This window comes from Thauera sp. 63, assembly GCF_000310165.2.
GTDB lineage: Bacteria > Pseudomonadota > Gammaproteobacteria > Burkholderiales > Rhodocyclaceae > Thauera > Thauera humireducens.
Window position 1 is genome coordinate 89,362 of sequence record NZ_AMXC01000005.1, and the last position, 12,979, is coordinate 102,340.

The window sequence follows — 12,979 nt, forward strand, 5'->3', positions numbered from 1 at the left end:
CAGAGGGAGGAGGCATGGTCCGCATCATCGATCGACGCTTCGACAGCAAGAACAAGAGCGCGGTTAACCGCCAGCGCTTCATGCGTCGCTTCAAGCAGCAGATCCGCAAGGCGGTCTCCGAGGCCATCCAGGGCCGCTCGATCCGCGACCTGGAAAATGGCGAAGAGGTGTCGATACCGGCGCGCGACCTGTCCGAGCCCTCGCTGCATCACGGCAAGGGTGGCATCTGGGAACAGGTGTTCGCGGGCAACGACCAGTTCAGCTCGGGCGACCTGATCAACCGGCCGCTCGGCGGCGGGGCGGGCGGTTCGGGCAAGGGCAAGGCAAGCAACGAGGGCGAGCACGAGGATGACTTCGTGTTCCAGCTCTCGCGCGAGGAGTTCCTCGAGCTGTTCTTCGAGGATCTCGAACTGCCGCGCCTGGTGCGCACCCAGCTGGCCAAGGTCACCGACTACAAGACGCAACGCGCCGGCTTCACCTCCGACGGCGTGCCGGCGAACATCAACATCATCCGCTCGATGCGCGGCGCCCTGGGTCGCCGGCTGGCGCTCGGCTCGCCCTACGCCGGCCGGCTGCGCGAGTTGCAGCAGCAACTCGACGACGCCCTCGCCCGCGACGGCGAGGACAGCGCGGACGTGCAGGCGCTGCGCGACGAGATCGGGCTGCTGCGCGCCAAGATCGACCGCATCCCTTTCATCGACAGCTTCGACCTGCGCTACAACAACCGCATCAAGGTACCCCGCCCCACCACGCAGGCGGTGATGTTCTGCCTGATGGACGTGTCGGGCTCGATGGACGAGGAGCGCAAATCCACCGCCAAGCGCTTCTTCATGCTGCTGTACCTGTTCCTGACGCGCAGCTACGAGCACATCGAGGTCGTCTTCATCCGCCACCACACGGTAGCGAAGGAGGTGGACGAGGAGGAGTTCTTCCACTCGCGCGAATCGGGCGGCACCGTGGTGTCCAGCGCACTGGTGCTGATGCGCGACATCCTGCGCGAGCGCTACGCCAACGGCCAGTGGAACATCTATGGCGCGCAGGCCTCGGACGGCGACAACTGGGACAACGATTCGCCCGTGTGCGGGAAGTTGCTCGGCAACGAGATCCTGGCCTGGTGCCAGTACTTCGCCTATATCGAGATCACCGCCGGCGAGCCGCAGAATCTGTGGCGCGAGTACATGAAGATCGGCGGCGAACACGACAACTTCGCCATGCAGCGCATCGAATCGCCGGCCGACATCTACCCGGTGTTCCGCGAACTGTTCAAGAAGACGATCACATGAAGCGCACTACCGTACGCAAACCCGAGCCCCTGCCGAGCGGCTCCGAGTGGTCGACCGAGAGCATCGACCTCTACAACGCCGAGATCGCGCGCGTCGCCGCCCACTACCGGCTCGACACCTATCCGGTGCAGGTCGAGATCATCACCGCCGAACAGATGATGGACGCCTACGCCTCGGTCGGCATGCCGGTGAACTATCACCACTGGTCCTTCGGCAAGCATTTCCTAGCCACCGAGAAAGGCTACCGGCGTGGCCAGATGGGGCTGGCCTACGAGATCGTCATCAACTCCAACCCCTGCATCGCCTATCTGATGGAGGAGAACACGCTGCCGATGCAGGGCCTCGTGATCGCTCACGCAGCCTACGGCCACAACAGCTTCTTCAAGGGCAACTACCTGTTCCGCACCTGGACCAACGCCGACGCGATCATCGACTACCTGGTCTTCGCGCGGAACTACATCGGCCAGTGCGAAGAGCGCCATGGCGAGGAGGCCGTCGAGTTGCTGCTCGACTCCTGCCACGCGCTGATGAGCCTCGGCGTCGACCGCTACAAGCGCCCGCCCAAACTCTCGCTCGCCAAGGAGAAGCTGCGCCAGCAGGAGCGCGAGGAATACCTGCAGGGCCAGGTCAACGACCTTTGGCGCACGCTGCCGGCACACGAGGTCAGGACCGGTGCGCGCGAGGAGGCCCGCTTCCCGCCCGAACCCGAGGAGAACCTGCTCTATTTCATCGAGAAAAACGCGCCCCTGCTCGAACCCTGGCAGCGCGAGGTGGTGCGCATCGTACGCAAGGTCGCGCAGTATTTCTTCCCGCAGCGCCAGACCCAGGTCATGAACGAAGGCTGGGCCACGTTCTGGCACTACACCCTGCTCAACCACCTGTACGACGAGGGCCTGCTGGCCGACAGCTTCATGCTGGAGTTCCTGCAGTCGCACACCAATGTCGTCTATCAGCCGCCCTACAACAGCCGCTGGTACAACGGCATCAACCCCTACGCCCTCGGCTTCGCGATGTGGCAGGACATTCGCCGGATCTGCGAGCAGCCGGACGACGAGGACCGCCGCTGGTTCCCCGAGATCGCCGGCAGCGACTGGCTCGAGACCTTCGACTTCGCGATGCGCAACTTCAAGGACGAGAGCTTCATCGCCCAGTACCTGTCGCCCAAGGTCATGCGTGACTTCCGCATGTTCGCCGTGCTCGACGACGACCGCGAGGACAAGCTCAAGGTGTCCGCCATCCACAACGACGAAGGCTTTCGCCGGGTGCGCGACATCCTCTCCGACCAGTACAACCTCGGCGCGCGTGAACCCAACGTGCAGGTGTGGAACGTCGACCTGCGCGGCGACCGCTCCCTCACACTGCGTCACACGCCCTACCACCGCCGACCGCTCGGCGACAGCGCCGAGGAAGTCATGCGCCACGTCGCCCGGCTATGGGGTTTCACCGTAAGGCTGGAGACCGTGGATGAATCGGGCAACGCCGAAGTCAAGCACGAGATCCGCAGCGAGAAGCGTCGAGGCGCCGCCCTGATCTGAGGCCGCGCAGCGCTGCGAACAGGACGTAGAATCCGGGGGTCCAGCCCCGGAGTCCCCCATGTACAGTGCATCGCGCCCGATCTACGCCGTCGCCGGCATCCGCGAAATCGAGAGCAAGCTCATCCCCAGTGCGCGCCCCTCCCTGATGGAGCGCGCGGGCCGCGCAGCGGCCGAGGACGCAGTGCGACTGATCATGGACCGCCCGGGTCCGATCCTCATCGCCTGCGGACCCGGCAACAACGGCGGCGACGGTTTCGTGATGGCGCGCCAGCTCGCCCAGGCCGGGCGCGAGGTGCAGGTCGCCTTCGCCGGCGACGCCCACGCGCTGCCTGCCGACGCTGCCAAGGCCTGCGCCGACTACCTGGCCGCAGGCGGAAACATGGTGTCCGACCTGCCGGCCGCGCCTGCGCAGGGCTGGGCGCTGGTGGTCGATGCGATCTTCGGCATCGGCCTCAAGCGGCCGGTTGAAGGGCGTTACGCGGACTGGATCCGCACGCTCAACGCACAGTCCTCACCGCGCATGGCACTCGACGTGCCGAGCGGGCTGGATGCCGACACCGGGCAGCCCCTCGGTGCCACCTTCCGCGCCAGCCACACGACCACCTTCATCGCGCTCAAGCCCGGTCTGCTGACCAACGACGGCCCGGACTACTGCGGCGAGATCAACGTCCAGCGCCTCGACATCGACCCGCCCGCCTGGCTGCCCGCAGCCGGGCACGCGGTCACGCCCGCGCTCTTCCGCACACAGCTGGTGCCGCGTCCGCGCAACAGCCACAAGGGGCTGTATGGCGACGCCGCCATCCTCGGCGGCAATGCCGGCATGGTCGGCGCGGCCCTCCTCGCGGGCCGGGCAGCGCTCTGGCTGGGCACCGGGCGGGTCTATGTCGGCCTGCTCGACCCCAATGGCCCGGCGGTCGACTTCGCCCACCCGGAGCTGATGCTGCGCCGGGCCTCACGCCTGCCCGAGCACCTGAGCGCGCTGGCGATCGGGCCCGGCCTCGGCACCGAAGACGCCTCGCTTGCAGAGCTGAGTTCTGCGCTCACCCGCGAGATTCCGCTGGTGCTCGACGCCGATGCACTGAACCTCATCGGTCGCGACCCGCAGTTGCAGGCGATGCTCGCAGCCCGTCGGGCGCCCAGTGTACTGACGCCCCATCCGGCCGAAGCCGGACGCCTGCTCGGCCTCACCACCGCCGCGGTGCAGGCCGACCGACTGCAGGCTGCGATCGACATTGCCGCACGGCTGCACGCCCTCGTGGTGCTGAAGGGCTGCGGCTCGATCATCGCCACCCCGGACGGTCGCTGGTTCATCAACGGCACCGGCCACCCGGGCATGGCCAGCGCCGGGATGGGCGACGTGCTCACCGGCCTCGTCGTGGGCTTCCTCGCCCAGGGTTGGCCGGCGGAGGCGGCGCTGATCGCCGGTGTTCACCTGCACGGCGCCGCCGCCGACCGCCTCGCGCGCGAGGGCATCGGCCCGATCGGCTTGAGCGCAAGCGAAACGATCGATGCGGCACGCGGCGTCTTCAACGGCTGGCTGATCGAGGCCCAGCAGGGGGATCACCGCGAGAAACCGCGGGACGCCCGCCCGCTGCTGTCGCTGGGCGCGCGCTGAATGGCGGACATCCAGGGCGGCCTTGTGCCGCGGCAACCCGATGCGCCGCATGCCCCGCTACTCAAAGCCATCCTGATGCTGCTCGGCGCGGTGACGCTGTTCGTGCTGCTCGACGCCACCGCCAGCCAGCTGGGCAAGACCTACCCCGTGCCCATGCTGGTCTGGGCGCGCTACACCGTGCATTGCCTGCTGATGGTGGTGTTCCTGGCGCCAAGCATGCGCCTGCGGCTGGTCAGCACCGCTCGCCCACGCCGGCAGATCGTCCGCGCCCTGTGCCTGCTCGCCACCACCTTTTTCGGCATGGCCGCCTTCATCCGCATGCCACTGGCCGAGACGACGGCGATCATCTTCCTCTCGCCGCTCCTCGTCACCGTGCTCGCCGGCCCCCTGCTCGGCGAACGCATCGGCGCGCTGCGCTGGGCGGCTTCGATCGGCGGTTTCATCGGCGTGCTGCTGATCGCCCGCCCGGGCAGCGGACTGTCGCCCGAAGGCGTCACCTTCGCGCTCGGCGCGGCACTCATGTACGCGATCTACCAGATCCAGACCCGCCAGCTATCGGCCACGGAGAACCCGGTGACGATGCTGTTCTACACCGCGCTCACCGGCACCCTGGCGATGACCCTGCTGCTGCCCTGGATCTGGGGCGGCCCCTTGCCCGGGCTGGTCGATGGCCTGCTGATCATCGCCCTCGGCCTGTTCGGCGGCATCGGCCACTTCCTGCTGATCCGGGCCTTCCGCGAGGCGCCGGCCTCGGTGCTGTCGCCGATCCTCTATGCGCAACTGGTCATCGCCACCTTCGTCGGCGCCCTGCTCTTCGGTCACATCCCCGACCTGCCCGCCCTCACCGGCATCCTGATCATCGCCGGCGCGGGGGCAGTCATCGCCCTCGACGGCCAGCGAAAACACGCGGCGGGTCGCCACAAGGGCTGAGCCATCGACCGCCCGGATGTCCTCAGTCGGGTCTCCGGGCGCGCCACGGCAAGCGGGCCAGCACCCCTGTGGCGAGCCCGGTCCCCGCGAGGATCACACCGCAGCCCAGCAGCATGCGCAGGCTGATCGTCTCATCCAGCACCACCGCGCCCCAGAACATGCCGAAAGCGGGGATCAGGAAGGTCACCGTCACCGTGCGCGACGGCCCCACGCTCGCCATCAGGCGGAAGAAGATGACGTAGGCGAGGCCGGTGCACACCACCGCCAGCACCACCACTGCCAGCCACACCTCGACACCCGGAAGTTGCGCCGGCCAGCTCGCGATGGCGGGCGCCAGCAACACCAGCGCGGCGAAGAACTGGCTGCCGGTCGCAGTGGCCATCGGCGGCACGCCGGTGAGATGGCGCTTGGTCAGTGCCGCGGCAATGCCGTAGGACAGCGTGGCGCCGAGGCAGGCCAGCACCGCCCAGCCGCTGCCGCCCGCCGAGAACGACGCCTGCCCCCACACCAGCACGACCACCCCGCACAGGCCGAGCAACATGCCCGCCAGCGCCGTTCCGGTGAGACGGTCGTTGAGCCACGCCCAGGCCACGAGCGCGGTGAAGAGCGGCGTGGTCGCATTGACGATCGAGGCGAGTCCGGCGCTGACCGACTGCAGCGCATAGCCGTAGAACACGAAAGGCAAGGCCGATGCGAAGAAACCCACGACCAGCAGGGCCTTCCAGCGCCGCAGCAGGATACCGAGTCCCCCCTGCAGGGCAAGAAGTGGCAATAGCACCACTGCCGCAAGGCCGACGCGCAGCGCCATCAGCGGAAACGCGCCAAGGGCCGGCGCCGCGATCCGCATCAGCAGGAAGGACGCGCCCCAGATGGCCGCGAGCACGAAGAGTTCGACAAGATCCCGAGGCTTCACGACGAGGCGCCTGTATGAGGGTTGGCGCACGGCGGCAAGGGGCCGTGCATGAGCCGAGCATTGTGGCCGTCGCGACGGAGCGCGCCAATCCGGAAAACGACGAATATGGAAACGACGAATACGGAGACGACGAATTGCCCATCGGCGATCCTCACACGGCCACGGCCGGCCAAGCACGGTGCTAGACTTTCGCCTCTCATCGAATCACAGCGGTCACTACCATGCTCTCCGAACAGCTCCGTGTCGAAATCCAGCGCAACATCGCCGCCTCCCTCGCCGAAGACATCGGCACCGGCGACCTCACGGCGCGGCTGATCGCGCCCGACACCGAGGCTCGCGGTCGCGTCATCACCCGCGAGGATGCAGTGATCTGCGGCACGGCCTGGTTCGACGCCGCCTTCGCCGCGCTCAGCCCCGCCGCCATCGTCAACTGGCGCGTCAAGGACGGCGACACCGTCAAGGCCGGCGACGTGTTGTGCGACATCGTCGCGCGCGCCCGGGTGCTGCTGACCGCGGAGCGCACCGCGCTCAACTTCCTGCAGCTGCTGTCGGGCACGGCCACCGTGACACGCCGCTTCGTCGACGCCGTCGTGGGCACCCGCGCCAGGATCGTGGACACGCGCAAGACCCTGCCCGGCCTGCGTCTGGCGCAGAAGTACGCGGTCGCGGTCGGCGGCGGCACCAACCACCGCGTCGGCCTCTACGACGGCATCCTGATCAAGGAGAACCACATCATCGCTGCGGGCGGCATTCGCGAAGTCGTGGAACAGGCGCGCAGCATCGCGCCCTCCAACGTCTTCATCGAGGTCGAAGTCGAGAACCTCGACGAGCTGCGCGAAGCGCTGGATGCCGGCGTGACGATGGTGCTGCTCGACAACATGAGCCTCGACGAAATGCGCGAAGCCGTCGCCATCACCGCGGGTCGCGCCGAGCTGGAAGCCTCCGGCGGCGTGAATCTGGAGCGCGTGCGCGCCATCGCCGAGACCGGCGTCGATCGCATCTCGATCGGCACCCTGACCAAGGACGTGCGCGCGCTCGACCTGTCGCTGCGCCACGTCGAAGACTGAGCACCGCTGCGTCGAACGATGTCCGACACCCTGCCGCCCTGGCCCCAGGTACCCGCCTGCTACAGCTGGCTCTCGCTCGACGGACGCGGCAGGTGGCGGCTGAAGGCCGAGACGATCACCCATCCGGGGCTGATCGCCTTCCTCAATGCCCATTACACAACTGACGACGACGGCTGCTGGTTCGTGAACAACGGCCCGCAGCGCGTCTATGTGCAACTGGACAGCGCGCCCTGGATATTGCGGCTGCAACCCGACGGCCGCTTCGTCACGCATGCGGGCCGGCCCGCAGCCATCGAAGGGCCGATCTATCTCGACGGCGAGGGGCGCGTATTCATGCGGACCGATGCCGGCCCTGCTGCGCTGGACGACCGCGATCTCGCCATGCTGATCGCCGAGCTGCGCGACGCTGCCGAGCGGCCAGCAGACGACGCAAGCCTGGCCGCCCTGCTGGACGGCCGCGACACCGACCTGAACTGGCACGGGCAGGCGCTGGTCTTCCTCGGCAATGAAGCAGCCGCGACGCGACTGGGTTTCATTGCCGATCCCTGCCCCCCGGAGCCTGCCCCGGGGGCCTAGCTAGCAGGTCAGACGCGTTCGGTGATGAAGCGCTTCACCGCGTCGACGTCGGGCGCCATGACCTCGACGCGCTGCGGCAGCTTCTCGATACCCTCGAGATCGGCCGGACGCTCCGGCTCGCGGCCCAGGGCCTCGACGATGGTCTCGGCGAACTTCACCGGCAGGGCCGTTTCCAGCACCAGCACCGGCACGCCGGCGGGCACCTCGCCCGCATGCTCCCACGCCACCTTGACGCCATCGGCGGTGTGGGTGTCGATCATCACGCCGTACTGCTCGAACACCTTGCGGATCGTCGCCAGGCGGTCGGCATGGCTGCTCGCGCCCGACACGAAGCCGAACGCGCCGATGCGAGCGAATTCGGGCGAAGCCGACAGGTCGAAGGCCCGGCCTGCATCGACTTCCGCCCACAGCGCGGCGACCTTCTGCGGGTCGCGGCCGACGAGGTCGAAGACGAAGCGCTCGAAGTTCGACGCCTTCGAGATGTCCATCGACGGGCTGGAGGTGACGTGCGTCTCGGCGGCCTTGCGCGGACGATAGACGCCGCTGCGGAAGAACTCGTCGAGCACGTCGTTCTCGTTGGTGGCGAGGATCAGCCTGGCGACCGGCAGCCCCATCATGCGCGCGATGTGGCCGGCGCAGATGTTGCCGAAGTTGCCCGACGGCACGCAGAAGGCGACCTGCTCGTCGTTCGACTGGGTCGCGGCGAAGTAGCCCTTGAAGTAATAGACGATCTGCGCCGCCACCCGCGCCCAGTTGATCGAGTTGACCGCACCGATCTTGTGCTTGGCCTTGAAGGCGTGGTCGTTGGACACCGCCTTTACGATGTCCTGCGCGTCGTCGAACATGCCGGTGACGGCGATGTTGAAGATGTTGTCGTCCTGCAGCGAATACATCTGCGCGCGCTGGAAGGCGCTCATCTTGCCGTGCGGCGACAGCATGAACACGCGCACGCCCTGCTTGCCGCGCATCGCGTACTCGGCCGCCGAGCCGGTGTCGCCCGACGTCGCGCCGAGGATGTTGATGGTCTCGCCGCGCTTGGCCAGCACGTACTCGAACAGGTTGCCGAGCAGCTGCATCGCCATGTCCTTGAAGGCCAGCGTCGGGCCATTGGACAATTCGAGCAGGCCCAGCCGGCCCTCCTCCAGCCAGTGCACCGGCGTGATGTCGCTTGCCTTGTCGCCCTTGCGCACGTGGCAATACACGTCGGCGTTATAGGTCTTGTCACAGATCGCCTTGAGGTCCGCCGGCGGAATGTCGGTGATGAATTTCGACAGGATCGCAAAGGCCAGTTCGGCGTAGGACAGGCCACGCCAGGCATCGAGCTCGGCACGCGTCACCTGCGGGTAGGACTCCGGCAGGTAAAGGCCGCCGTCCGGCGCCAGACCGCCCAGCAGGATGTCGCAGAACTCCGGGTTGGCAGGCTGGCCAGCGTGGCCACGGGTGGAGATGTACTTCACAGGGCTGTCCTTCACAAAACGTGGTCGGCGCGCGCGATGGCGCAAAGGCCGGATTCTAACGAATTCGACGCCGATCTCGAGGGTTTCGCCTGCAGTTCGCGATTTCGTCCCGCATGCGGAAGGGATGTCGATACAATCGATCGCACTCATTCGCGACGGAGAAGGACATGGACCTCGGCAATGTGCTCGGACAGATCCTCCAGCAAGGCATGGCTTCGCAAAGCCGTTCGCGGCTTGAACACGCTACAGGCGCGGGCGGCATCGGTGACCTGCTCGGCGCCGTGCTCGGCGGGCGCGGTGGCGCGGGCGGACTGGGCGATCTGCTCCGTTCGGTGCTCGGCGGCGGGCGGAGCGGCGGCGGCCTGGGCGACCTGCTGGGCGGCGCGCTGGGTGGCGGTCGTGCATCCTCCGGTGGCGGCCTCGGCGATCTGCTCGGCGGCGTGCTGGGCGGCCAGCGCGGCGCATCGGCATCGCGCGGCACGGGCAGCAATGCCGGGATGGCGCTGCTCGCAACCATTGCGATGGCCGCATTGAAGAACTGGACCGATTCGCAGCGCGCGCAAGCCGCCTTTGCCGCACCGGCCGACGACGCCACGCAACAGGCCTTCAAATCGATGACTGCGCCGGGCACCGAGGCGCTGATCCTGCGCGCGATGATCGCCGCCGCGAAGGCGGATGGCCAGGTCGGCGAGGACGAGATCGAACGCATCGTCGGCCGTCTCGCCGCCGACGGCCTCGATGCCGACGAAAAACGCTTCCTGACCGAGGAGTTCAGGCGTCCGCTCGACATCGCGGGGCTCGTCGCCGACGTGCCGAACCCGGCCGTCGCCGCAGAACTCTACGCGGCCTCGCTGCTGGCGATCGACCTCGACACGCAGGCCGAACTGGACTACCTGCGCCAGCTCGCCGGCGCACTCGGGCTGGACGGCGAAACCGTCTCACGCCTGCACGAGATCACGGGCGCGGCCCGCCGCTGAGCCATTCCGTTGCCGCCGGCCGAACGGGCCGGCGCGCTCAGTCGCTTTCGAGACGGAAACCGATCTTCAGCGTCACCTGGAAATGCGCGACCTGGCCGTCAACGACATGGCCACGCGTCTCGACGACCTCGAACCAGTCGATGTGGCGGATGGACTTCGCCGCGGTTTCGATGGCATTGCGGATGGCTGCGTCCGAACCCTCGCGGGACGAACCGACGACTTCGACGAGCTTGTAGACGTGATCTGACATGCGAGTCTCCTTTGCGCCTGGATGATGATCCGGCGCTCAGTTCATCGGGTCCGCCTCGTCCGTGGAACCGGACTGGCGCCCCTCGAAGCGGGCCACCGAAGCGCGGTAGGCACGGCTGCCGAGCACGGCGATCGCGATCAGGATGCCGATGAAGACGATGAGCTTGAACGCCATGTGAATCGGCTCCGGCCGGTGGGCTTGCCTCCATCGACGCCACCTGACGTCGATGCCCCAAGTGTAGTCGGGAAAGGCGGCGGTGGCGCAAGCCACGTCGCCTTCAGCCTCCGTTCGACTCGAGCCACTGCGCGCGTTCGCGCCAGCGCTGTGCCTTGTCGGCCGCCAGGCCCTTGGCCGCAGCGATGCGCTTCAGTGCCACCGGGTCGGGCCGATGCGCAGTAACGGTGTCCCAGTACTCGGCGAGCGTCAGCCAGGGGTTGGGCCGCTCGACCAGTTCGATCCCGTCGCCGGCCGCGATCGTTCCGGTCTGCAGCACGCGGTAATACCAGCCTGTGATGCCCGCCGCCTCGACGAAGCGGGACGCATCGTCCACCTTCAGCCGACGGTCGATCTTCCAGCACGGCGAGCGCGGCTGGCTGACCTGCACGCGCACATCCCCGATGCGGAACACGTCACCGATGCAGACTTCATGCTCGGTCATACCCCGGGTGCTGATGTTCTCGCCCAGAGAACCAGCCCCCACCATTGCCGCACACTCCGGCCACTGCTCACCGATCACGCGGTAATGCTCGACCGGATAGTGGTGCAGTGCCTTGTCCGGGCCGCCATGGTGGCGAAGATCGGCCTGCTCGTCCCCCTCCAGCCCGGTCGGCGTCACCCGAGTACGCCCCTGCACCGGCGACTTGAAGATCGCGCTCGACTCGCCGTCGGGCAGCATCAGACGCACCCGTCCGACGAAGACCTGATCCACCGTGCTCTGCATATTCACCCCCGTATCAGAAAAAAGGCCGCACCCTCGGGTACGGCCTTCGTCACAACGCTCAGCGCATGCTTACAGGCTTTCCATGCGCAGCTTGGTCACCTTGCCCTGCACCACCGGCAGCGCCTCGATCTTGGCGATCGCGGCATTGGCATTGCGCTCCACCGTCTGGTGAGTGAGCAGGATGATGTCGGTGTGTGTCTCGCCTTCGGGCGCTTCCTTCTGGATCAGCGCCTCGATGGAGATACCGCTGTCGGCCAGGATGCGGGTGATGTCGGCCAGCACGCCGGGCTTGTCCTCGACGTGCATGCGCAGGTAGTAGGACGTGATGACGTCCTCGATCGGCAGCACCGGCACGTCGCGCACCTGGTCGGGCTGGAACGCGAGGTGCGGCACGCGGTGTTCGGGGTCGGAGGTGTGCAGGCGGGTCACGTCGACCAGGTCGGCGATGACCGCCGACGCCGTCGGCTCGGCACCGGCGCCCTTGCCGTAGTACAGCGTGGCGCCGACGGCGTCGCCCTGCACCAGTACCGCGTTCATCGCGCCCTCGACGTTGGCGATCAGGCGCTTGGCCGGAATCAGCGTCGGATGCACCCGCAGTTCGACGCCCTGCTCGCGCCGGCGGGCGATGCCCAGCAGCTTGATGCGGTAGCCCAGCTGCTCGGCGTAGGCGATATCGACCGCGTCGAGCTTGCTGATGCCTTCGACATAGGCCTTGTCGAACTGCATCGGGATACCGAAAGCCATCGCGCTCATGATCGTCGCCTTGTGCGCGGCGTCCACACCCTCGATGTCGAAGGTCGGGTCCGCCTCGGCATAGCCCAACGCCTGCGCTTCCTTCAGCACTTCGGCAAAGGGCAGCCCCTTGTCGCGCATCTCGGAGAGGATGAAGTTGGTGGTGCCGTTGATGATGCCGGCCAGCCACTCGATGCGGTTGGCGGTCAGGCCTTCGCGCAGCGCCTTGATGATGGGGATGCCACCCGCGACCGCGGCTTCGAAGGCCACCATGACACCCTTCTTCTGTGCCGCGGCGAAGATCTCGTTGCCATGCACGGCCAGCAGCGCCTTGTTGGCGGTCACGACATGCTTGCCGTTCTCGATCGCCTTCAGCACCAGCTCCTTGGCCACGCCGTAGCCACCGATCAGCTCTACCACGATGTCGATCTCGGGATCGGCCACCACGGCGAAGGCGTCGTCGGTCAGCCTGGCGTCACCGCCGGTGACCTTGCGCGCAAGCTCAAGGTTCTTGTCGGCCACGGTGGTGATGCAGATCGGACGGCCGGCGCGACGGGTGATTTCCTCAGCATTGCGCTTCAGAACGGTGAAGGTGCCGCCGCCGACGGTACCGATGCCCAGCAGGCCAACATTGATCGGTTTCATGCAGTGTGTTCCGTGGTGAGTGAGTGGTGACAGGTTTGTCGTGTCGGGTGGTCGCAGTC

The 12,979-nt window shown here is 67.3% G+C and carries 13 protein-coding genes; 7 read left to right on the forward strand and 6 right to left on the reverse strand.

The genetic code is table 11. The annotated features are described in order from the left end of the window. Positions 1-14 precede the first annotated feature (14 nt). From C664_RS06595 to C664_RS06610, 4 genes are read left to right on the forward strand one after another with little or no spacing between them, the layout of a single operon-like run. Positions 15-1,283 carry a YeaH/YhbH family protein gene (locus C664_RS06595; RefSeq protein WP_004255763.1) on the forward strand — a complete coding sequence of 423 codons (1,269 nt, stop codon included), beginning with the start codon at positions 15-17 and terminating at the stop codon, positions 1,281-1,283. Next, on the forward strand, positions 1,280-2,818 hold the full coding sequence (locus C664_RS06600; protein ID WP_004255766.1) for a SpoVR family protein: 1,539 nt from the start codon (positions 1,280-1,282) through the stop codon (positions 2,816-2,818). Before C664_RS06595 ends, C664_RS06600 begins: the two co-directional genes overlap by 4 nt. Positions 2,819-2,876: 58 nt before the next feature. Next, positions 2,877-4,433, forward strand: a complete 1,557-nt coding sequence (locus C664_RS06605; protein WP_004255769.1) for an NAD(P)H-hydrate dehydratase — start codon at positions 2,877-2,879, stop codon at positions 4,431-4,433. Next, the gene (locus tag C664_RS06610) at positions 4,434-5,363 is read left to right on the forward strand and encodes a DMT family transporter (protein WP_004255776.1); all 930 of its coding nucleotides are present in this window, start codon (positions 4,434-4,436) and stop codon (positions 5,361-5,363) included. A 22-nt stretch (positions 5,364-5,385) separates the two neighbouring features. Here C664_RS06610 and C664_RS06615 read toward each other — a convergent pair whose 3' ends face one another. Continuing rightward, complete coding sequence (locus C664_RS06615) at positions 5,386-6,276, reverse strand: DMT family transporter (RefSeq protein ID WP_004255777.1); 891 nt, start codon at positions 6,274-6,276, stop codon at positions 5,386-5,388. Between the two features lie 221 nt (positions 6,277-6,497). Between C664_RS06615 and nadC the strand changes: the two genes are divergently transcribed. Continuing rightward, positions 6,498-7,343: a carboxylating nicotinate-nucleotide diphosphorylase gene (gene nadC / locus C664_RS06620; RefSeq protein WP_004255778.1), complete on the forward strand. Its 846-nt coding sequence runs from the start codon at positions 6,498-6,500 to the stop codon at positions 7,341-7,343. An 18-nt stretch (positions 7,344-7,361) separates the two neighbouring features. Continuing rightward, the gene (locus tag C664_RS06625) at positions 7,362-7,919 is read left to right on the forward strand and encodes a DUF2946 family protein (RefSeq protein WP_004255780.1); all 558 of its coding nucleotides are present in this window, start codon (positions 7,362-7,364) and stop codon (positions 7,917-7,919) included. Between the two features lie 8 nt (positions 7,920-7,927). Here the strand turns inward: C664_RS06625 and thrC are convergent, their stop codons facing one another. Further along, positions 7,928-9,376, reverse strand: a complete 1,449-nt coding sequence (thrC, locus tag C664_RS06630; RefSeq protein ID WP_004255783.1) for a threonine synthase — start codon at positions 9,374-9,376, stop codon at positions 7,928-7,930. Between the two features lie 167 nt (positions 9,377-9,543). On the opposite strand from thrC, the gene C664_RS06635 reads away from it, so the two are divergent. Continuing rightward, on the forward strand, positions 9,544-10,353 hold the full coding sequence (locus C664_RS06635) for a tellurite resistance TerB family protein (protein ID WP_004255786.1): 810 nt from the start codon (positions 9,544-9,546) through the stop codon (positions 10,351-10,353). A 37-nt stretch (positions 10,354-10,390) separates the two neighbouring features. Here C664_RS06635 and C664_RS06640 read toward each other — a convergent pair whose 3' ends face one another. The 4 genes from C664_RS06640 to C664_RS06650 form a co-directional block, all read right to left on the reverse strand. Further along, positions 10,391-10,603 (reverse strand): dodecin, encoded by a 213-nt coding sequence (locus tag C664_RS06640; protein WP_004255787.1) that lies wholly within the window; start codon positions 10,601-10,603, stop codon positions 10,391-10,393. Positions 10,604-10,639: 36 nt separating this feature from the next. Further along, complete coding sequence (locus C664_RS20800) at positions 10,640-10,777, reverse strand: hypothetical protein (RefSeq protein WP_198291488.1); 138 nt, start codon at positions 10,775-10,777, stop codon at positions 10,640-10,642. Between the two features lie 103 nt (positions 10,778-10,880). Next, positions 10,881-11,543: an MOSC domain-containing protein gene (locus C664_RS06645; protein WP_004255788.1), complete on the reverse strand. Its 663-nt coding sequence runs from the start codon at positions 11,541-11,543 to the stop codon at positions 10,881-10,883. A 69-nt stretch (positions 11,544-11,612) separates the two neighbouring features. Continuing rightward, positions 11,613-12,920: a homoserine dehydrogenase gene (locus C664_RS06650; RefSeq protein WP_004255791.1), complete on the reverse strand. Its 1,308-nt coding sequence runs from the start codon at positions 12,918-12,920 to the stop codon at positions 11,613-11,615. Positions 12,921-12,979: the final 59 nt, after the last annotated feature.

What these genes read in the sequence shown, in the direction of transcription:
- C664_RS20800 (WP_198291488.1), bottom strand. Translation starts at nt 10,777, where the DNA reads ATGGCGTTCAAGCTCATCGTCTTCATCGGCATCCTGATCGCGATCGCC.
- C664_RS06600 (WP_004255766.1), top strand. Translation starts at nt 1,280, where the DNA reads ATGAAGCGCACTACCGTACGCAAACCCGAGCCCCTGCCGAGCGGCTCC.
- C664_RS06605 (WP_004255769.1), top strand. Translation starts at nt 2,877, where the DNA reads ATGTACAGTGCATCGCGCCCGATCTACGCCGTCGCCGGCATCCGCGAA.
- C664_RS06625 (WP_004255780.1), top strand. Translation starts at nt 7,362, where the DNA reads ATGTCCGACACCCTGCCGCCCTGGCCCCAGGTACCCGCCTGCTACAGC.
- C664_RS06595 (WP_004255763.1), top strand. Translation starts at nt 15, where the DNA reads ATGGTCCGCATCATCGATCGACGCTTCGACAGCAAGAACAAGAGCGCG.
- C664_RS06640 (WP_004255787.1), bottom strand. Translation starts at nt 10,603, where the DNA reads ATGTCAGATCACGTCTACAAGCTCGTCGAAGTCGTCGGTTCGTCCCGC.
- C664_RS06610 (WP_004255776.1), top strand. Translation starts at nt 4,434, where the DNA reads ATGGCGGACATCCAGGGCGGCCTTGTGCCGCGGCAACCCGATGCGCCG.
- nadC (WP_004255778.1), top strand. Translation starts at nt 6,498, where the DNA reads ATGCTCTCCGAACAGCTCCGTGTCGAAATCCAGCGCAACATCGCCGCC.
- C664_RS06650 (WP_004255791.1), bottom strand. Translation starts at nt 12,920, where the DNA reads ATGAAACCGATCAATGTTGGCCTGCTGGGCATCGGTACCGTCGGCGGC.
- C664_RS06645 (WP_004255788.1), bottom strand. Translation starts at nt 11,543, where the DNA reads ATGCAGAGCACGGTGGATCAGGTCTTCGTCGGACGGGTGCGTCTGATG.
- C664_RS06635 (WP_004255786.1), top strand. Translation starts at nt 9,544, where the DNA reads ATGGACCTCGGCAATGTGCTCGGACAGATCCTCCAGCAAGGCATGGCT.